This is a genomic window from Arthrobacter sp. AG258 (genome assembly GCF_004364695.1).
Lineage (GTDB): Bacteria > Actinomycetota > Actinomycetes > Actinomycetales > Micrococcaceae > Arthrobacter.
Window position 1 is genome coordinate 48,181 of record NZ_SOBI01000005.1, and the last position, 18,652, is coordinate 66,832.

The 18,652-nt window shown below is 65.6% G+C and carries 26 protein-coding genes; 18 read left to right on the plus strand and 8 right to left on the minus strand.

The genetic code is table 11. From position 1 onward, the window contains the following. Positions 1–2: 2 nt before the first annotated feature. Entirely contained in the window at positions 3–401 is a 399-nt protein-coding gene (locus DFO47_RS11685; RefSeq protein WP_018761026.1) for a hypothetical protein, read from the minus strand. 86 nt (positions 402–487) lie between these two features. Between DFO47_RS11685 and DFO47_RS11690 the strand changes: the two genes are divergently transcribed. Then, positions 488–724 (plus strand): DUF2630 family protein, encoded by a 237-nt coding sequence (locus tag DFO47_RS11690; protein ID WP_133831734.1) that lies wholly within the window; start codon positions 488–490, stop codon positions 722–724. Between the two features lie 80 nt (positions 725–804). Here DFO47_RS11690 and DFO47_RS11695 read toward each other — a convergent pair whose 3' ends face one another. Next, complete coding sequence (locus DFO47_RS11695) at positions 805–1,491, minus strand: DUF2848 domain-containing protein (protein ID WP_026264390.1); 687 nt, start codon at positions 1,489–1,491, stop codon at positions 805–807. Positions 1,492–1,649: 158 nt separating this feature from the next. Here DFO47_RS11695 and DFO47_RS11700 point away from each other — a divergent pair, with 158 nt between their 5' ends. After that, the gene (locus DFO47_RS11700) at positions 1,650–3,059 is read left to right on the plus strand and encodes an MFS transporter (protein ID WP_133831735.1); all 1,410 of its coding nucleotides are present in this window, start codon (positions 1,650–1,652) and stop codon (positions 3,057–3,059) included. On the opposite strand, the gene DFO47_RS11705 is transcribed toward DFO47_RS11700, so the two are convergent. Further along, positions 3,060–3,716 (minus strand): GntR family transcriptional regulator, encoded by a 657-nt coding sequence (locus DFO47_RS11705; RefSeq protein WP_018761022.1) that lies wholly within the window; start codon positions 3,714–3,716, stop codon positions 3,060–3,062. A 32-nt stretch (positions 3,717–3,748) separates the two neighbouring features. Between DFO47_RS11705 and DFO47_RS11710 the strand changes: the two genes are divergently transcribed. Both DFO47_RS11710 and DFO47_RS11715 read left to right on the plus strand, forming a co-directional pair. Next, complete coding sequence (locus tag DFO47_RS11710) at positions 3,749–4,543, plus strand: carbon-nitrogen hydrolase family protein (protein WP_133831736.1); 795 nt, start codon at positions 3,749–3,751, stop codon at positions 4,541–4,543. Between the two features lie 325 nt (positions 4,544–4,868). Further along, positions 4,869–6,218: an ammonium transporter gene (locus DFO47_RS11715; RefSeq protein WP_133831737.1), complete on the plus strand. Its 1,350-nt coding sequence runs from the start codon at positions 4,869–4,871 to the stop codon at positions 6,216–6,218. An 80-nt stretch (positions 6,219–6,298) separates the two neighbouring features. Here DFO47_RS11715 and DFO47_RS11720 read toward each other — a convergent pair whose 3' ends face one another. Then, positions 6,299–6,925: a PadR family transcriptional regulator gene (locus tag DFO47_RS11720; RefSeq protein ID WP_133831738.1), complete on the minus strand. Its 627-nt coding sequence runs from the start codon at positions 6,923–6,925 to the stop codon at positions 6,299–6,301. 179 nt (positions 6,926–7,104) lie between these two features. On the opposite strand from DFO47_RS11720, the gene DFO47_RS11725 reads away from it, so the two are divergent. After that, on the plus strand, positions 7,105–9,276 hold the full coding sequence (locus tag DFO47_RS11725) for a transglycosylase domain-containing protein (protein ID WP_133831739.1): 2,172 nt from the start codon (positions 7,105–7,107) through the stop codon (positions 9,274–9,276). A gap of 65 nt (positions 9,277–9,341) precedes the next feature. Here DFO47_RS11725 and DFO47_RS11730 read toward each other — a convergent pair whose 3' ends face one another. The 4 genes from DFO47_RS11730 to DFO47_RS11745 form a co-directional block, all read right to left on the minus strand. Further along, positions 9,342–9,941 carry a DUF1992 domain-containing protein gene (locus DFO47_RS11730; RefSeq protein WP_133831961.1) on the minus strand — a complete coding sequence of 200 codons (600 nt, stop codon included), beginning with the start codon at positions 9,939–9,941 and terminating at the stop codon, positions 9,342–9,344. Between the two features lie 165 nt (positions 9,942–10,106). Further along, a complete protein-coding gene (locus DFO47_RS11735) occupies positions 10,107–10,604 on the minus strand; it encodes an SRPBCC domain-containing protein (protein ID WP_133831740.1) in 498 nt (165 codons plus the stop codon). A gap of 12 nt (positions 10,605–10,616) precedes the next feature. Further along, on the minus strand, positions 10,617–10,949 hold the full coding sequence (locus DFO47_RS11740; RefSeq protein WP_133831741.1) for a metalloregulator ArsR/SmtB family transcription factor: 333 nt from the start codon (positions 10,947–10,949) through the stop codon (positions 10,617–10,619). Positions 10,950–11,030: 81 nt separating this feature from the next. Then, a complete protein-coding gene (locus tag DFO47_RS11745) occupies positions 11,031–11,765 on the minus strand; it encodes a GAF and ANTAR domain-containing protein (RefSeq protein ID WP_133831962.1) in 735 nt (244 codons plus the stop codon). 113 nt (positions 11,766–11,878) lie between these two features. On the opposite strand from DFO47_RS11745, the gene DFO47_RS11750 reads away from it, so the two are divergent. The 13 genes from DFO47_RS11750 (at position 11,879) to DFO47_RS11810 (ending at position 18,651) form a co-directional block, all read left to right on the plus strand. Next, positions 11,879–12,595, plus strand: coding sequence for a GAF and ANTAR domain-containing protein (locus DFO47_RS11750; protein ID WP_133831742.1), 717 nt, complete (start codon positions 11,879–11,881; stop codon positions 12,593–12,595). Positions 12,596–12,602: 7 nt separating this feature from the next. Continuing rightward, entirely contained in the window at positions 12,603–12,944 is a 342-nt protein-coding gene (locus tag DFO47_RS11755; protein ID WP_133831743.1) for a hypothetical protein, read from the plus strand. Positions 12,945–13,112: 168 nt separating this feature from the next. Beyond that, positions 13,113–13,841 carry a GAF domain-containing protein gene (locus DFO47_RS11760; RefSeq protein ID WP_133831744.1) on the plus strand — a complete coding sequence of 243 codons (729 nt, stop codon included), beginning with the start codon at positions 13,113–13,115 and terminating at the stop codon, positions 13,839–13,841. Further along, positions 13,838–14,092 carry a hypothetical protein gene (locus tag DFO47_RS11765; protein ID WP_231369847.1) on the plus strand — a complete coding sequence of 85 codons (255 nt, stop codon included), beginning with the start codon at positions 13,838–13,840 and terminating at the stop codon, positions 14,090–14,092. Before DFO47_RS11760 ends, DFO47_RS11765 begins: the two co-directional genes overlap by 4 nt. Next, positions 14,089–14,850 (plus strand): GAF and ANTAR domain-containing protein, encoded by a 762-nt coding sequence (locus DFO47_RS11770; protein WP_133831745.1) that lies wholly within the window; start codon positions 14,089–14,091, stop codon positions 14,848–14,850. The genes DFO47_RS11765 and DFO47_RS11770 overlap by 4 nt, the downstream gene beginning before the upstream one ends. A 232-nt stretch (positions 14,851–15,082) precedes the next feature. After that, positions 15,083–15,280, plus strand: coding sequence for a hypothetical protein (locus DFO47_RS11775; RefSeq protein WP_018761008.1), 198 nt, complete (start codon positions 15,083–15,085; stop codon positions 15,278–15,280). Between the two features lie 194 nt (positions 15,281–15,474). After that, positions 15,475–15,954 carry an Asp23/Gls24 family envelope stress response protein gene (locus DFO47_RS11780; RefSeq protein WP_018761007.1) on the plus strand — a complete coding sequence of 160 codons (480 nt, stop codon included), beginning with the start codon at positions 15,475–15,477 and terminating at the stop codon, positions 15,952–15,954. Further along, a complete protein-coding gene (locus DFO47_RS11785; protein ID WP_133831746.1) occupies positions 15,951–16,142 on the plus strand; it encodes a DUF2273 domain-containing protein in 192 nt (63 codons plus the stop codon). The genes DFO47_RS11780 and DFO47_RS11785 overlap by 4 nt, the downstream gene beginning before the upstream one ends. Beyond that, positions 16,139–16,510: a hypothetical protein gene (locus DFO47_RS11790; RefSeq protein WP_133831747.1), complete on the plus strand. Its 372-nt coding sequence runs from the start codon at positions 16,139–16,141 to the stop codon at positions 16,508–16,510. The genes DFO47_RS11785 and DFO47_RS11790 overlap by 4 nt, the downstream gene beginning before the upstream one ends. Beyond that, the gene (locus DFO47_RS11795) at positions 16,507–17,088 is read left to right on the plus strand and encodes a DUF6286 domain-containing protein (RefSeq protein ID WP_133831748.1); all 582 of its coding nucleotides are present in this window, start codon (positions 16,507–16,509) and stop codon (positions 17,086–17,088) included. The genes DFO47_RS11790 and DFO47_RS11795 overlap by 4 nt, the downstream gene beginning before the upstream one ends. A 17-nt stretch (positions 17,089–17,105) precedes the next feature. Then, complete coding sequence (locus DFO47_RS11800; protein ID WP_243835462.1) at positions 17,106–17,705, plus strand: hypothetical protein; 600 nt, start codon at positions 17,106–17,108, stop codon at positions 17,703–17,705. 34 nt (positions 17,706–17,739) lie between these two features. Further along, a complete protein-coding gene (locus tag DFO47_RS11805; RefSeq protein WP_109045708.1) occupies positions 17,740–17,970 on the plus strand; it encodes a CsbD family protein in 231 nt (76 codons plus the stop codon). A gap of 114 nt (positions 17,971–18,084) precedes the next feature. After that, positions 18,085–18,651, plus strand: a complete 567-nt coding sequence (locus DFO47_RS11810; protein ID WP_018761001.1) for an RNA polymerase sigma factor — start codon at positions 18,085–18,087, stop codon at positions 18,649–18,651. Position 18,652: the final 1 nt, after the last annotated feature.

Genomic DNA, 18,652 nt, shown 5'->3' on the forward strand with positions numbered 1-18,652 from the left:
AGCTAGAACATCGGCAGGACGAAGCCGCCCAACAGGGCCACGGTGCCGATGGCCGTCAGGCAGCGGCCCAGGACTGACGCCGTCCTGCCCGCCTCTTCCGGTACGGTGGACTGCCACTGGGTTGGGCGTTTGGGGTGGTAGTAGATCGGCAACGTGTCCCCCACGGCCATGTCCCTGATGTCGTACGGGGACATGGGGGCGTTGTGCACCTGGTGCTTCCGGTCGTACCAGCGGAACCCTACGCCGGTGGAGTCCGAATACACCACGGCTTCTGCCACGTCCCACGGGTGGATGAAGCGGCGGAGGAACCCGGTGTAGAACAGCAGTCCCAGCCCGGCGGGCAGGCACAACCAGGTCAGTACTTCCAGGATGGGACCTGCCATATCGAGCGCAGTGGACATGAAATCGATGGTACAGCGCGGGACTGGTGGCTTCAGCACCAGCTACGTAGGCTGAAGGTGACCGGACCGGAGTGAGGGGAAGCCCAATGAATGATCAGGATATTTTGACGCACATCCAGGCCCTCGTGGAAGAGGAGCATGCGCTGCGCGAGGGGTCCGCCGGAGGCCAGGCCCCGGACCAGGCGCGCCTGGAGTACGTGGAGGAAAGCCTGGACCAATACTGGGACCTGTTGCGACAAAGGCGGGCCAAGAAGGAATCCGGGGAAAACCCCAACGAGGCCCAGGCCCGTCCCGTCAGTGAAGTGGAGGGCTACAGGCAGTAGCTTCGCGGCGCGGAAGGGTTCCGCCGCCCCTGGTGGGGCGGCGGAACCTTTTTTATGCCGTTATTGCCCCGGTGCAGCGCTTAGCCGATGGGCTGCGGCATTTGCTCCACGACGTACTGGACGTCCAGCGATTCTCCCGTCTCCGGATCCGCCATCTCCACCTTCCAGCTGCGGGCGAACTGGTTGACGCCGCCCGTCATCGCCACGGTGCCGGAAATCAGCACGGTGCCCGGCTGGTTGAGCCCGCGCGCGGCCAGCACCTCCAGCCAGTAGTCCGGGGTCAGCAGGGCCTCGAGGGAACTGTCCTGGATGAGGGTGTCCGGGGTCTCCCCCTCCCCTACCCAGCCGCGCAGCGTGATGCGGTCCAGGTGGTCCCGCACATCGTCAAGCCGCCACGCCTTGCGGCCAAGGACGTCAGGGCTGGCATTCTTGCTCCACGCCACACCATGCACTTCGAGCTCACGGTCCGTGTGATCGCAGGCGACGGTGAGCAGGACGCCGTCGTCGGTGATGACCAGCGCCCATTCCGCCTCACCGGACGTGCGTCCATGCTGGACGCGGACCTCGGATACCTGCTGCGCGAGGTAGGGCGAGACGGGGTACATGGCCGGAGTGGTGGTGGGGCCGGGGACCCCGAGCTCGGCAAGTTCTGCGATGTGGGCCTGCACCTCATCCTGCTCACGCCCCGCGTAGCCGGCGTTGAGGAGGTGCCGGACCTGCACGTTCTTGATGCTGCCGTCGGGAAGTTCAAAGCTGAGAGCCGTCATGGTGCCGTCCTTTTCGAAGGCCGCGGAGCCGGTGCACCGCGGGAAAATTAACAAACCGGAAACCGGAAACAGTCGCCAATGTACATCCAGTATGCGTAATGTATACATTTAACGCCAGCGTGACAGGCGTCACCTCAAAATCCACTGTGGAGGACACAATGAGCAATTCTCCGGTTTCCGGTGCGGGCGCAGCGCCGCAGTCAGGCCCGCCAATCCGCCCAAAGGGCCTTGTCAAGGCATTTGCGGCGAGCCTGACCGGCACGGCACTGGAGTGGTATGACTTTGCCGTCTATTCCGCGGCGGCCGCTGTCGTTTTCCCCATCGTTTTCTTTCCGTCCTCCGATCCCCTGACCGGCACCATCCTCGCCTTCTCCACCTACGCGGTCGGCTATGTGTCACGGCCCGTGGGCGGTGTGGTCTTCGGACGGCTCGGTGACCGGATCGGACGCAAGAAGGTCCTGGTCACCACTTTGATGATCATCGGCGTGGCAACGGTGCTGATCGGCGTCCTTCCGGGCTACGACAGCATTGGCATTGCCGCGCCGATCATCCTGGTGCTCCTGCGCTTCGCCCAGGGCGTGGGCGTGGGCGGTGAATGGGGCGGCGCAGTGCTGCTCTCCAGCGAATACGGCGACCCGCAGCGGCGGGGTTTCTGGGCCTCGGCCGCGCAGGTGGGTCCGCCCGCCGGGAACCTGCTGGCCAACGGTGCGCTGGCGGTCCTGACCCTGATGCTCACCGAACAGCAGTTCATCAGCTTCGGGTGGCGCATCGCGTTCCTGGTCTCCGCACTCCTGGTCGGTTTCGGCCTGTGGATCCGGCTCAAGCTGGAGGACACCCCCATCTTCAAGGCGATCGAAGCCCATGGAGAACAGCCCGCCGCGCCCATCCGGGAAGTGTTCAGTACGGAACTGCGGCCACTCGTTGCCGCCATCCTGTGCCGGGTGGGCCCGGACGTGCTGTACGCGCTCTTCACCGTCTTCACCCTCACCTACGGCATCCAGGCGCTCGGCTACGAACGCAACCAGGTGCTCACCGCCGTCCTGGTGGGCTCGGCCTTCCAGCTGTTCATGATTCCCCTGGCCGGCGCAGTCTCGGACCGTTTCAACCGGCGTCTGGTCTACGGCGTGGGCGCAGTGGCCGGCGCCGTGTGGACCTTTGTCTTCTTTGGCGTCCTTGGCGGCAACAATGAGCCGATGCTGATCGTGGGCATTGTCCTGGGCCTGGCGGCGCACTCCTTCATGTACGGGCCGCAGGCCGCCTTCATCGTGGAGCAGTTCTCACCCCGGCTCCGGTCCACGGGCAGTTCACTGGCCTACACCTTCGCAGGCGTCATCGGCGGCGCCATCGCCCCCTTGTTGTTCACCGTGCTGCTGTCGCAGTTTGGCACCTGGATTCCGGTGGCCATCTACGTTGCGGTCGCAGCGGCCGTAACCCTCGTGGGGCTTGCCCTGGGCCGCGACAGCAACACCGTGGAGGACCAGGACTACCGCCTGCTGCTGGAAGGCAGTGCTGAATCCAGGGCGGCCGGCGAAGCGGCTCGCGTGTCCGGCGCAGGCGAAACCCTGTGATCAGCTCCGCAGGAGGATGTCCCGCGTCACCGCGAGGTGATGGTCGATAGCCTCTTTGGCACGTGCGGAATCGCCGGCCACCAGGGCATCGAGGATGTCCTGGTGTTCGGCGCACACCGCCTCGCGCCTGCCTCCGGTGCGGAACAGTGCGGCAACGCCCACCAGGACCTGGCGGACATGCAGCTTGCTGTACGTTCGGGAAATGAGTTCGTTTCCGGCGGCGTCGATGAGCTGCTGATGGAAGAGCGTGTCCAGGCGGATGAATTCGCGGGCATCGTCCGGTTCATCGTTGTCCGGAATCTGCGCCTGCTGCCGCAGGGTGTCCTGCATTTGCTTGGCGGGCACCCGGTGTTCGTCAATGACAAGCTTGGCCGCATGGCTTTCCAGCACGCCGCGAAGTTCCATCAGCTCGGAAATCTCCCGGCCGGTGACCACCGGAACGTAGGCGCCCCGTTGCGGAATAAGCTCCACCAGCCCGTCGGAAACCAGAAGCAACAGCGCCTCGCGCACCGGAGTGCGGGACACCCCGATGTCCGCCGCAAGCTCCTGTTCGTTGAGGAAGCGGCCTTGCAGTTCCGGGTCCGTCAGGACGTTCTCGCGCAGGTAGGCGTACGCCTTTTCGCGGCCCGAGGCGGCCGAACCCGAAATTTTTACCATACATTATGTATACAACAGATCGGAGATCTTCCATGCGTATCGCCATCGCCCAAATCATCAGCAGCGCCGACACCGCGGCCAACCTCGGCATCATCAGGGACTACGCGGCCCAGGCGAAAAACGCCGGCGCACAGTTGGTGGTCTTCCCGGAGGCGGCCATGCGGGCCTTTGGGAACTCGTTGAAAGACATTGCCGAACCACTTGACGGCCCTTGGGCAGGCGAGGTGCGCCGCGTCGCCAAAGACCTGGACATCACCATCGTGGCAGGCATGTTCACCCCCGGCGCGGAAGGGCGCGTCCGCAACACGCTGCTGGTCACCGGCCCCTCCGTGGAGGCGTCCTACGACAAGGTCCACCTTTTTGACGCATTCGGCTTCACCGAATCCAAGACGGTGGACGCCGGGCAGGCGCCGGTAACGTTCGAGCTCGACGGCACCGTGTTCGGCCTGGCCACCTGCTACGACGTCCGTTTCCCGGCCCTGTTCACGGCCAACGCCAACGCGGGAGCACACGTCAACATTGTGTGCGCTTCCTGGGGAGCCGGCGAGGGCAAGGCCGAGCAGTGGGACCTGCTGGTGCGTGCCCGGGCACTGGACAGCACCACGTTCGTGGTTGCGTGCGGCCAGGGCGATCCCGAAACCATCGGCGCAGGCCCCGCAGGTGCGGCGCCCACCGGAATCGGGCACAGCGCCGTCGTCACTCCCCTGGGTACCGCCGTGGTGTCACTAGGCGGAAATCCCGAACTCGCCGTCGTCGACATCGATCCGGCGTCCGTGGACTCCGTGCGCGCCACGCTGCCGGTCCTGGCCAACGCCCGCAGCTTCTGAACGGGCGAATCGCCGTTCACGGCGCCGAAACATAAGGCGAAAAGACGCACGACGGCGGATTCTCACCCCTGAAACAGCCGGAAACCCCGCGAAGTCCGCAGCATCGCGGGGCCCGGCGGCCAGGACGATTCCTCACGGTGGGGGCGCGTTTACATTTCTGAAACATGGCTGATACGTGAACTTCACGCAGGAGCGATTTGTGTAACGCGGCCGCAACTTTAAGCGGCACTGGCTGAAACACGCGGCACGAAAAATGGACCGCGGGGGAAATGCCACGGGGCCAAAAGGGCCCCGCACAACGTTCACGCTGCGAAGGGACCCACCAGTGGAAATCACTGCCCAACACGTCTGGCTGATGATTTCAGCCGCGATGGTACTGCTGATGACTCCTGGCCTTGGCCTCTTCTACGGCGGCATGACCCGCGCCAAGGCCGCCCTGAACATGATCATGATGAGCTTCATCTCTGCCGGCATCGTCGGCGTGGTCTGGGTCCTGTGGGGTTACTCCATGACCACCGGCGACGGTGTGCTGGGAGTCTTCGGCAACCCCTTCACCAGCTTCGGCCTGCAGAACCTCATTGGATCCCCGGACCTGCTCAAGGCCGGGTACAGCGCCACTTTTGCCATCATCACCGTGGCTTTGATCAGCGGTGCCATCGCCGACCGCGCCAAATTCAGTGCCTGGGCCCTCTTCGTGCCCGTCTGGATCACGGTGATCTACTGCCCCCTCGCCTACATGATCTGGGGCGGCGGCCTGATGAGTGCAGGCGGCGCCGTCACGGCAATCTTCGGCCAGGTCATCGACTTCGCCGGCGGCGCGGTGGTGGAAATCAGCTCCGGCACGGCCGCCCTGGTGCTCGCCATCATCGTTGGCCAGCGGCACGGCTTCGCGAAGGACCCCAACCACCGACCGCACAACATCCCGTTCATCATGCTGGGCGCAGCAATCCTGTGGTTCGGCTGGTTTGGCTTCAATGGCGGCGCCGCAACCAGCGTGGAGCAGGCCGGGCTGATCTGGGTCAACACCCTGATAGCCCCCGCCGCGGCGATGCTGAGCTGGCTGGTGACCGAGAAGGTGCGCCACGGGCACCCGACCTCCCTGGGCGCCGCCTCCGGCGTGGTTGCCGGCCTGGTCGCCATCACGCCGTCCTGCGCAAACATCAGCCCGCTCGCGGCCGTAGGACTGGGCCTCGTTGCCGGGGTTGCCTGCTGCGTGTTCGTGGACCTCAAGTACCGCTTCGGCCTCGATGATTCGCTGGACGTCGTGGGAGTCCACCTGGGAGCGGGCCTCATCGGCACCTTGGCGCTGGGATTCGTTGCCCTGCCCGTAAACGGCCAAGGAGGCGGACTCTTCTACGGCGGCGGCATCCAGCAGCTGGTGGCCCAGGCGGCTGCCGTCGTCATCACCCTGCTGCTGTCCGGAATCGGGACGGCAATCATTGGCCTGGTCATCAACAAGACGGTGGGGTTCCGTGTCAGCCATGAAGCTGAGACCGCCGGCGTGGACCTGTCCGAGCATGCGGAAACGGCCTACGCCTTCGGAGAAATGGGCTCGGGCTTCAGCGCCCTGGGCCACATGCTGAACCACCACGCAGCCCACGCCGCCGCGGGCCCGGCCAAAGCCGCTGCACCAGCCGAGGCCGGGGTGCCCGCCAAGGAAGACGCGTTCGCTTAGCTTCTCCGCCCGGGAACTCTCTTCCCGGGACCTGCGGCCGGGCGCAGCCGGCGCCTGCCGGCCCGGACCGCCTGGAGCTGCTAGTCAGCAAGGATCTTGTAGAGGGCCCGGCGCGTTTCATCCATCTTTGCGACAGCTGCAGCGCGCTGTTCCCCGGTCACACCCGCGCGGAATTGATGGATGGCACCCATTAGCTTTCCAATGCTCTCGTGGAAGTCCCGGTCTGCACTGTCGGGCTCTGCATTCCAGGCGTTTTCCATCTCCTCTGCATGCTCTGCCACATAGGCCCTGCCCGCATCGGTGAGCGCGAACTCTGTTCCCCGGCCTTCGCTGAGCGCCTCGATCAGGCCTTCGTCCACCAGTTGCTGGAGGGTGGGGTAGATCGATCCGGGGCTGGGCCGCCACATGCCACCGGTCTTCGTGGCAATGGTCTTGATCAGTCCGTAACCGTTGGATGGCGCCTCGGCCAGGAGGGAGAGGATGGCCGCGCGGACATCCCCCCGGCTGGCCCGCCGGCCGCCGCGGCCAAAACCGGGACCGAACCCGGGACCAAAGCCCGGGCCAAAACCGGGTCCAAAACCGGGTCCGAAGCCGGGCCCAAACCCCGGCCCACGGTGCCCGTGCGGCCCCCTGTGGGCCCTCCCCCGCTCGAAGCGGCCTTTGGCGAACTCCGGGCCGGGGTGCTTGTCGTCGAATATGCCTTTCATAGCGGCATCGTCCTTTCACTTCAGGTATCTCGCTGATTACTTCAGCGATAGTTAACGATATGTCGGTAACTATCGCTGGTCAAGACCTTTGACGTGACCAAATCCTGACCGTCAAGCCTCTGTTACGCCGTTGGCCGGCGGCGTATCCTGATCACACCCTGGAGCACGAGGGCTGAGGAATGGCGAAGAAGCGGAAGCGCAGGCATGGATTTGGCGCAGCCGTGGGACGGCTCGTGGGGTTCATTGCAGCCAGCATCCTGTGTGGCGTACTGGCTGCCAGCCTGGTGGTCCCAGCAGTGGCAGCCGCGGGCCTCGGCGTCAGCTCCTCCATTGGATTCTTTGACAACCTGCCTGCGGAACTGACGGTGCAGCCGCCGTCACAAGCCACCAGGGTCCTGAGCGCCGACGGCCAGCCGATCGCGACCCTCTATGCGGAGAACCGCGTTCGGGTGCCACTGGACCAGATGTCACCCTTCATCAAGGACGCCATTGTTTCGATCGAGGACAGCAGGTTCTATGAGCATGCCGGGGTGGATCCGCAGGGCATCCTCCGCGCACTGTTTTCCAACCTGACCAAAGGCGGCGAGCAAGGGGCGTCAACCATCACCCAGCAGTACGTCACGAATGTCCTCAATGAAGCCCAGCTTTCACAGGACAGGCCGGATGCGGTGGTCCTGAGCGGGCAGAAGAACCTGGGCGACAAGCTGCGGGAGATGAAGCTGGCCATCGCCCTCGAGAAGAAGTACACCAAGAACCAGATCCTTGAGGGCTACCTGAACATCGTCTTCTTCAGCAGCAACGCGTACGGGATCGAGGCGGCGGCCCGCTACTTCTTCAGCACCACGGCAAAGGACCTTACCCTGCCGCAGGCGGCCCTGCTGGCCGGGCTGGTGAACAGCCCCACGTTCTACAATCCGGCCATCCATCCGGACAACTCGGCAGTACGCCGGAACCAGGTCCTGTCCGAAATGCTGCGCCTGGGCAATATCACCCGGGCCCAGCATGACGAGGCGGTGGCCGCTCCCATCGAATTGAAGATCACGCCCCCGGAACAGGGGTGCGCCAATGCCGCCATGGCGCCGTACTTCTGCGATTACATTTCCCACCTGATCCTGGACAATCCCGCGTTCGGGCAAAGCGAGGCCGAGCGGGAGCGGCGGTTGTACCGGGGCGGACTCACGATCGTGACCACCCTGGACAGCAGGCTCCAAGCTGCGGCCCAGGCACAGGTGGACGGGACGGCAGGCGCCAACCCGGACCGCTGGGCCGCATCCCTGGTGAGCATCCAGCCGGGCACCGGCAAGATCCTGGCGATGGCCCAGAACACGGTGTTCCTTCCACAACCGGGCAAGTTCGACACGAACCTGAATTTCAACGTGGACGCCAAGGACGCGCAGGGGAACGACCTCAACGGGGCAGGCGGGTTCCAGCCGGGATCGACCATGAAGCCGTTCACGTTTGCCGAGTGGCTGAACGAGGGGAAGGCCCTTACCGCGGTGGTGGACGCGTCACGCCGGGTCTATCCCCTCGACTTCCCGTGGAAGGACAGCTGCGGCAAAGTACTGGGCGCCTATGACACAGCGCAGAACAATCCCACGCTCGGCGCGGCGGACGACCTGCAGAACGCCGAGGACGGCTTCTACCGGCCAATGCCTGTCAATTTCGGCCTCTACAACTCGATCAACACCGCCACGTTCGCCTCGGCAGCACAGCTCGATTTCTGTGGCATCCAGAAGATGGTGGACTCGGTGGGCCTGCATAGCGGACTGGACAGCACGCCGGTCAACATGCACCAGCTGGGCAACTTGCTGGGCGGCACAGGAGTCGCACCCCTGACCCTTGCGAACGCTTTTGCCACCTTCGCCACCGAGGGCCGCTATTGCACGCCCATCGCCCTGGTGGAGGTCACTGATGGCGCGGGCGCGAAACTTCCCGTGCCGGCCCCGGACTGCCGTGACGCCGTCAAGCCTGATGTGGCCCGTGGCGTGAACTCGGTGCTGCAGGACGTTTTGAAACGGGGATCAGGCGTGTGGATCACCCCGAAGGTGCAGGACAAGTTCCCCACCGCAGCCAAGACCGGAACGTCGAACAATAACGGCTCCACCTGGGTGGTGGGCTACACCACCGGCCTGGTCACCGCGTCCTTCTTTGGGGATGCCCTGGGAGGCCAGACGCGTGCCGGCGAGAACGTCACCATCAACGGCACGTTCTATCCCAGCCTGGACGGTTACATGATTGCCGGGCCGCAGTGGGCCAACTACATGCTCAAGGTGGCGGCCCTGTATCCCGCAGCACCGTTCGCTCCGCCGCCAGCATCGATGATCGGCCCAAATCCGACACCGAAGCCTTAATACCCGAAGCCCTGGTGCCGAAAGCCCTGATACCAGCGCGGGATCGGCCTGCGCCGCAAATTGCGCTAGCCCCGGCCGGGCCCTTTCCACAGCCGCTGCCACCAGGAACGCACAGGCTCCGGCTCCGCGGGTAGTTCCACAACGCGCGCTGCCCGGCGGTTCCGCCAGCGGTCCAGTTCCACTTCTACGTCCCGCGTCTTCGTGATGACCGGCGGACCGCCCTGCAATTGCCGGCGTGCATCGACAACCCGTTTGTTGAAGTCCTGCAGGAGGTCCCGCACCTGCTGCTCCGTGGACAGGGCGTCGAGAGTCGCATCAAGGTGGGCATCCTCAGCGCGGAGCAGGATGGCTGCCGGCCCCAGGCCGCTGATATTCTCCCGCTGGATCAGCCCCTTGACCCACCAGTCCGGATCATAGGAATCGCCAAGGCCGGGAATCGGTTTGCCGGCGTACTTGAGGTTGTCGAACTTGCCCTGCGCCATGGCATCGCGGACCAGGTATTCCGCGCGGGCGGCGTCGCTGACCTTCCGGCGCTTGTCGCGCTCCTGAGCGTCCAGGGCATCCAACGTGGCTTCTTCCTCGGCGCTGATGCCCGCACCGCGGTATGAACGCACTTCGGCCGCCCGCTCCAGCCGCCTCCGGAACCCCGCCGACCCGCCACTCATTGCCGCCACCGCCTCACCTCAGGTTGGTCCGCCTTCCAGTATTGCGGCGCCGGCCTGCGCGTTCAACGCCCGCAGGTGGGCGGACGACGGCGGGACGTCCCGCCGTCGTCCGCCCACCTGGCGCCGCCGCAAGGTTCCCGCCGGTTGCCGGGTTCAGATGCAGGTTCAGATGTTGGCGGGCTCTGCGAGGATGCCGTCGATCTGGCCGGCGGCCAGCATCATCCCTTCCTCCATCCCCATGGCAACCATCTTCTCCAGCTGCTCTTCGGACTCGAACGCGGAATGGATGGTCATGCGCGTCCGCTCCCCCAGCGGCTCGAGCGTGACCGTCGCATGGGTGACGCCCAGGTCGCCCGTGGGGTTTCCGTCGCTGTCCGCGGACCCGTCGTCGAACTGAAGCTGCCGGGGTGCCTCGATGGCCGTAAACTCCCACCAGCCATGGGCCTTCTCGCCCTCCGGGCCGGTCATGTAGTAGTTTGCGCGCCCGCCGGGGACGAAGTCGTGCCGGTGGAACGTAGCCGGCCAGGTGGGTGGTCCCCACCAACGCTCGAGCTGGCGGGGATCTTCCCAGAGCTGCCAGACGCGTTCGACGCCGGCGTCGAACTCGGCGACCAGCGTGAGGGAGAGCGCCTCGGGGTCCTTGTCCATACTGATGACTGCCATGGCCGTGCCTTCCTAACCTTCAGCAAGAATGTCTGCCATCCTGGCGGCCCGCTGCCGCCAGATCTGTTCGTATTCGTCGAGCAGCCGCCGGGCTTCCTGGAGCCCTTCGTGGTTGCCCCGGACAACCTGCTCCCTTCCGCGTTTTTCCTTCGTGACCAGCGATGCGCGTTCCAGCAGCGCCACATGCTTCTGGACGGCGGCGAAACTCATGGAATAGAAGGCCGCGAGCCCGGACACGCTGTACTCGCCCACCGTGACCCGGCGGACGATGTCACGCCGGGTGGGATCGGCGAACGCCTGGAAGAGGCGGTCACGTTCGGACTCACGGAGCTGATCTACAACCATTTGGTTGTACGTTAGTCCGCCAGTATGGAGGTGTCAATGGGTTTCCAAACAGCCTTGGACGCCGGAACGGCCGGCATACAGTTACGCCTCGAAATGGGTCCTGACGCCATTCCCGGTCAACTGCTCGATGAGTTCGTTGGCGACATCCCGGAGTTTCCGGTTGCGGTTGCTGGAGACCCGGGCGAGGATATCCATCGCCTCCTGCTGTGAGCAGCGGTTCTGCGCCATGATCACCCCACAGGCAAGGTTGATGGCGGTTCTGCTCTCCAGGGCAGCCTCCAAGTTGTCAGCACGGTTCCGGGCGGTATCGATGCGCACCGACAAATGCAGTGTGTTCTGGGCTGCGGCCGCAAAGCCGAGTGCCTTTTCGAGGACGTCCGCTGTGAATACGCCGGGCCGCGAGGCGAAGAAATTCAATGCCGCGGCGGTCTCGCCAGTGATCTCCAAGGGAACACCGAGCGAGCTGTGGACGTTGGCCGCCAGGAGCGCCCGGTTGTATTCAGGCCATCGCGAATCGGACTCGACGTCGTCGATCAACACCAATGACATCTCACGCAACGCCTTCACGCAGGGACCATCACCCAACGCCTGTTCCAGCTGGTCCAGCTCCAGGGCACGTGCACTGCTGGCCGCAGCCGTGGTGGGCCGTCGCTTCATCTTCAGGGTGACGGCACACTCCACCACACCCCCGCCTGCCTCTGAAACGGCGGCGGCGGCAAGGCGTGACAACCCGGAAAGGAACTCGATGCCATTCTCTGAGCCCACCAGGATGCTCTGGAGGTCTTGGGCAGATTCAGGGTCGGATGAACTCAACATGTCCTCCAGCGAACCGCCACCCACCCATCCAGTCAAGCCCTCCCTGCCTGGGCGGGTTTCGGACGGTCCGGGCCGTGCGGAGCCCGGTGCGGGTGTGGATCTATGCTGGGACCATGGCGCAACTTCCCCTTGACGAGCTAACCGCGGTGATCGCTCGCATCCAGGGATTACTGCCAACGGAAGAAAAGGTCACAACCGCCATCCGTTTGTTGGCCCGGGCCGCCAAGGAATCAGTCCCCGGCACCATCGGGGCAGGCGTCTCACTCATCGACGGCCGGGGACGCCGTACCAGCAGTGGATACACCGACACGATCGTTTCCCAGGCGGACACGGTTCAATATGAATATGGCGAAGGACCTTGCCTTACGGCGTGGGCGTCAGAGCGACCCGCGCTGGTCACCGACCTCAACGTGGAACAGCGGTGGCCCCGGTGGCGCAACGGCATCGCCGGGCTGCCCGTACTCGCAGTAGTCAGCGCGCCGCTGTTGGCGGGGAAGGTATCCCTGGGTGCCCTGAAGTTGTACGCCGCAGCCCCCGACACCTACGACCACGGGAGCGCTGCACTGCTCCAGCTCTTCGCAGCGCCGGCCGCCACGCTGATCTCCCATATCCAGGCCAATGAGGCTCCGCATCGGATGACGGCGGAACTCCAGGCGTCGCTGTATACCCGCGACCTGGTCAACCGTGCCACCGGGGTCGTCATGGAACGGATGGGTTTGCGGCAGGAAGACGCCGTGCGGTTCCTCATCAGGCAGGCCCCGGAGGAAAAAACATCGCTGCAGCAGGTCAGCGAACGCGTCGTGGCCGGGACGCCGGCCTCCGGAACCTAGGTTCGCCATGGGCTTCGACCCCAACGAACCAGAACAGCGACGCCAACTCAGAGCCGCGATGAAGGCTGCCGACATCTCGGTCCCCGACCTCTGGCTGAAGTACTTTGGCCTCTCCGGAGACGCCGGCGAGTACGAAGTGGAGGCCTACCTGCAAGGGCTTCTTTCCCTCCCACCGATCCAACGGGACCTGCTTGCCTTGGCGGCGAACGAGCTGATCGACGACCTTCCCCGGCCCCGGGCGCCCTACTCCGACGATTTCAACGGCTCCCACCACTCCGAAACGGAAGACAGCGGCGAAAAGGACGGAGGCGACCAGGACGGTGGCCACCGTGCAGGTTCCGACGGGTAGCGCGTGCCGGCGCCCGCGTACCAAATGCAGGTGCGGAGGCGTAGTGTCGGATATAGGAGATTTCCGGATAGCCAGCAGATCCAGGGGTTGCCACACGGGCCAGCCGCGCAGAGAGCGGGGGTCGCAAGCCGGGAGCAGCAACCCTGGCGTACTGAGGATCGAGGCCCGATGGCCAAGGAAAATATCATCTCCCTGTCAGACAGGCTGCAGGACCTGCTCCTGGACAGCCCCGGCTTCCCGGACTTCCTCCTTGGCCTGGCAACTATCTCCGCTGCGCAGCTGGGCGCGGACGGCCGCACCATGGAGTGCACCATCACGGTGGAGCGGAACGGCGGACTCGCCACCGTGGCCGCGAGCAGCCAGGAAGGGTACCGGCTCGACGAGACGCAGTATGGTTTCGACATTGGCCCCTGCCTTACGGCCCTCCGGCAGCAAAGAACGGTACTGATTGGCGACCTGGCCAATGATCTGCGCTGGAGCCGGTACTTGGACAGCATCGCTGAAGACAATGTCCGCTCCGTACTGGCGGTCCCCATCCACACAGACTCCTCCGCACGTGCAGCGCTGAACTCCTACGCCTACACCACACACGCCTTCAATCCGGCCGCCATTGCCTTCGTGGAGGACCACGCGGCCTCGATGTCCCGCATCCTCCGCCTGGCGCTGCGGCTGCATGCGCCGGAGGCCCCTGGAGACGATTTCCGATCTGCGCTCAAATCCCGCGCCGTTGTGGACGCGGCCGTCGCCCTGGTCATGCTCCAGACCCGCGGCGGCAGGAACGGCGCCCTCACGGTGCTGCAGGCCGCTGCTGCATCAAACAACAAGCGGATCCGGGAAATTGCTGCCGAGATCGTTGATGGGGGCTACATCCCGGGATCGCCGGATGGACGGCAATGATGAACGCGGACTGGATGGGTGGCCCGGACCAACTGAACGAGGCAGATGCGCACCGCCGGATTGCAGCGAAGCGGTTCCAGGCCTCCAAGGTGACGCTGGTTGAACTCTGGACGTACTACTACGGCATCGGCGGGGACGTTGACGAACTGGCTCTGGATGCCTACCTCAATGAAGCCCTGCACCTGCCCGCAGCACAGGTGGGACTCGTCACGCTGGCTATGAACGAATTCATTGGAGGCGACGGCGCATGACCGACAACGAAGGTTCCCTTCCCACCGGATTCAAGAGTGGATGGGATGCCGATTTGTCGCTGCAGGAACTCGTCCTTGAGAGCAGCGACATCAGGGCATTCATGACGGAATTGGCCGTCCTGGTGTCTTCCCGGCTGAGCATCCCCGGCAACACCATCCACAGCGGCGTCACGGTTATCCGGCAAAAGAAACCCGAAGCCGTTGCCGCCAGTGACGCCGCCGCGAGCGTGTTGGATGAATTGCAGAACGGCTTTGGCGAAGGCCCCTGCCTGACAGCGCTGCGGGAGGAACGCACCCTCCTGGTTCCCGACCTTGCCGCCGAAACCCGCTGGCAGGACTACGTCCGGACTGCCTTGCATCAAGGGGTCTCCTCCATCCTCGCCGTCCCGTTGGACCTCGGTGGAGATGGCGAGGCAGTGCTGAACCTCTATTCCGGCCGCACCAACGGCTTCTCGGTCGAGGACATCGCAACCGTGGAGACTTTCGCCCGGCACGCGGCAAACTCGCTGCGCCTGGTCTTGCGGATTGCCCGCTTGCGTGAAACCAGGAACGACCTCTCCGCGGCCATGCAGTCCCGGACAGTCATCGATATGGCGGTGGGAGCGGTCATGGCCCAAAACCGCTGCACCCGGGACACGGCGTTCGGCATCCTCACCCGCGCCTCGAATACCCGCAACATCAAGCTCCGGCAGGTGGCCACCGCCGTCATTGCATCCATTTCCGGAGAGCAAACGATCCCGGCGCACTTCGACGAATAGACGCCGCGCCTCGCTAAACGTGACGAGAAACACCCGCAATAAAGCGCTTTTTGGTTTCGAGCGCCGTTCCGGCTTGGGCACTATGGATATGGAGGGCGGGCAAGCTCCCGCTCCGAAATCCTGGTGACGCAACGAGGCCCACCGGTGAGCGCAGGCCACCGATCCCCGAAGCGTGGACAGGCCACTCCAGCGGCCCGAAAGGGGCCGCACTGACGAAGGAAAGTACTGAACAATGACGTTTAACGCTGCCAAATCCGTGACGCTGAAGATCTGGGACCGGGCGTCTTTCCACGAGACCCTCGACTCCGCGGTAACGGACCTTTCCGCCCGGCACAACACCACCACCTGCCGCATCGCCGTCACGTGCAGCGGCCCCAACACCTTCACGCTGAGCGTTCGAGGCGACGAAGCGGCCCTGGCGGCCGTCTAAGCAGCGCCCCACGGGGAGCGGACGACGACGGGACCTCCCGTCGTGGTCCACTCCCCTTTTTCACGCCCTCAGTCAGGTGTGACAGGGGTCACTCAAGAAACTGCGTGACGTTTTCCGCCCTGGCCCCGTCCTTACTTGTGAAGGCGCAGAACGCGCCCTTGGAACCCTTTCCAGAGCAAACAAGGAGTGACGCAATGACTACCCAGGCGCAGAACCCCGCAGCAGTCCAGCAGAAGAAGGCAGCCACCGCACCCGGCCATGAACTGTCCCCCGCCAATGGCGCGGACGGCCGCGGACGCACCACGGTGGCCGACGGCGTAGTGGCAAAAATCGCCGGCATCGCCATCCAGGAGATTGACGGCGTGTACGCGCTGGGCGGTGGGGCAGCCCGCGCCATTGGCACCCTCCGCGAGAAGGTGGGCCAGAAGGACCTCACCCAGGGTGTCAGCGTGGAGGTCGGCCAGACCCAGGTGGCCGTGGATGTCACCCTGGTGGTCGAGTACCCGCACCCCCTGCAGCAGGTGGCGGACCGGGCCCGCGATGCCGTCTACACGGCAGTGGAAGACCTGGTGGGCATGGAAGTCACCGAGGTCAACATCACCATCACCGATATCCACGTCCCGTCCGAGGGCGATGACGCGGACGACGCCGAGCGCGAACCGAGGGTCGCATGACCCCCGTCGTCGCCGGCACGGCCGCAGGGGCCGTGCTGGCTCTGGCCGCCCTCGCCTTCGGCTTCTGGGGCTTCCTGCTGACGGCCATCTTCATGGCCATCGGCGCGGTCCTGGGCCGGGCGGCCGAGGGGCAACTGGACCTCGGCGCCGTGCTGGACGCCCTGCGCGGCCGGCGCTCGTCGTCGTGACCCGCCGGGGCCATACCCGGATCGCCCCGGCTGCCCTGCGGCACACCTTGGAAGCCGTGGCAGCCGGCGCGTACGGCGTCCCGCGGGATGACGTTTCCGCCGCCCTCCGGGACGATGCCGGAAAACTCGGGGTCGATCTCCAGATGCGGCTCCCTGTTCCCCCGCTCCTGGCCGCGGCCCCGGCGGGAAGGGAGCAACACTCCACCTTCGAGCAGGCAAACATTGCCCGGCTGAGGATCGCCTTCGCCGGGCGGCGGATCACCGGGATGGACATTGGCCGGATCAACATCCGGCTCACCGCGGCCCCACGGGCGGCCAAAGCAGCCCGCACGGACCGGGCACGGAAACAGGACGGGAGGCAGCCATGAACCAGGGCCGCATGCAAAAGCGGATGCTCCGGAGGGAGACGCACTCATCGCGCACCGGACTGTCCGTGGCCACGGCCGTGCTGCTGCTCGCCGGCTTCGTGTGGCTGGGGGCCGAGTGCGTCCTCGCACTCCTGGGCCGCGGTCCGCTCGTGGCCGGCCCCGATGCCATGGCGAATGCCATAAGGGACCTGCCACAGGCGGTGCAACCGGCCGGGCTGACAGCAGCCGGTACCGCGGCGGCGGTACTTGGGGCAGTGCTTCTCGTGGCTGCGCTCAAGGGCGGCCGCCGGGGCCGGCGGGCCATGCACAGCGAGCGCCTGGCGTTGGTGGTGGATGACGAAGCCATTGCCGCCGCCGTTTCACGCCAAGTGCGCCTGGCCGCCAACCTGGCGCCGGAGCAGGTGAGCACAACGGTGGGACGGCGCCGCGCGCACGTGTCGGTCCGGCCGACGTCGGGCCAGCCCCTTGACCGGGACGCGCTCACCGAAGCGGCAGCCCGGGAAGTTGCTTCCTGCCGGCTGGCCAGGAACCTGGCAGCGGATGTGGCCATTGCCGCGGAAGGGGCAGTAGGACGATGAACAACACGAACAGGGCAATGAACAGGACCTTTCTGGCCCTTGCCGGAGTGATCCTGATCGGCGCTGGAATCCTGGTGGCGGCCGCCGGGCTGAGCGCGGACGTACGCACGGGCTGGACCGCCGTCGCCGGCAGCGCCTTGACGGCGTGGCAGGCCCTCCGGGACACCGCGCCGTCGCCGGAACCGCTGGGCAGCTGGTGGTCCTTGGCCGTGCCAGCGGTACTGCTGCTGGCGGCGCTCACCACGATTCTCTGGCTGGCCCGCCAAGGCGGCGGCCGGACCAGGACGGCGGCGCGGGAAGACGACCCGGAACTGGGGGCTACCGCAGTGGAGGTCTCCTACCTGGCAGCCGCCGTGGAGGCGGCGCTGGAAGGCAACCGGTCCGTCGTCGGCAGTTCCCTGACCGCGTGGCGCCGGCGCGGCTCCAAAAACGCCGCGCGCACCTCCCTGCGCCTGACCCTCCAGGCACGCCGCGGCGCCTCGCCGCGGGAGGTGGCGGACGTGGCCGAGGAACTGGTCCGCAGCATTGATGCACTGCTGGGCCATCACACCGACGTCCTGGTCCGAATAGGAACTGGAACCAGGACCAAACTGGCCCGGGCACTGCGCGCGGGCTAGCACGAAACCGAACACGATAGAAAGGCACACCATCATGGGACTCGACGACAAGCTCAACAACGCGGCAACCAACCACCTCGGCGCCGCCAAGGAAGGTGCCGGCAAGCTGACCGGCAACGAGGAGCTGGAACGTGAAGGCCAGCGGGACCAGGCGCAGGCGAAACTCCAGGAAGCGGGCGAGAAGGTCAAGGACGCAGCCAAGAGCATCGGCAGCAACCTCAAGGACGCTGCCGCCAAGGTCAAAGAAGGTTTCCGCAAAGACTAGCCAATCCCGGCGGCAGGCCCGCGGCACCGCCACGGCGGTCCGCGGACCTGCCTGCCGCGCGTCAGGCGTTCGCGCCGATAGTGAAAGCAGGGTTCGGTGACAGGTTCACCCTTGATGCGGGACCAGTTGGATCTGGTCCCCGATGCCATTTTGGTGGGCAGGGCGGCCGACGGCGACACGGCGGCCTTTGAAGCCCTCGCCCGGCGCTACGGCCCACACATGCGGGCCTCCGCGCGCAGGCTGACAGGTTCCTACGCGGACGCCGACGACGCCGTGCAGGAAGCGCTGGTCCAAGCGTGGAAGCAACTGGACACCCTGCGCGACCCGGCGGCCGTCAAAGGGTGGCTGCTGCGGCTGACCGGCAGCCGGAGCATCGATTTGCTGCGCCGCCGCAGGAACCACACCAGCCTGGCCGGCGGGGAGGACGACGCGCCGCCGGACACTGTCTCGCCCGGAGCCGGGCCCGAGACGACAGCGGTGGCCGGCGCCGGCATCGAATCGCTGAAGGCGGCCCTGGCCACCCTGCCCGAAGAGCAGCGGCGCTGCTGGATCCTGAAAGAGATCAACGGACAGAGCTACGAAGAAATTGCGCAAACCCTGAACATCAGCCCAGCCAGTGTCCGGGGGCGGCTTGCCCGTGCCAGGACTGCCTTGGTCCGCGAAATGGAGGATTGGCGATGAG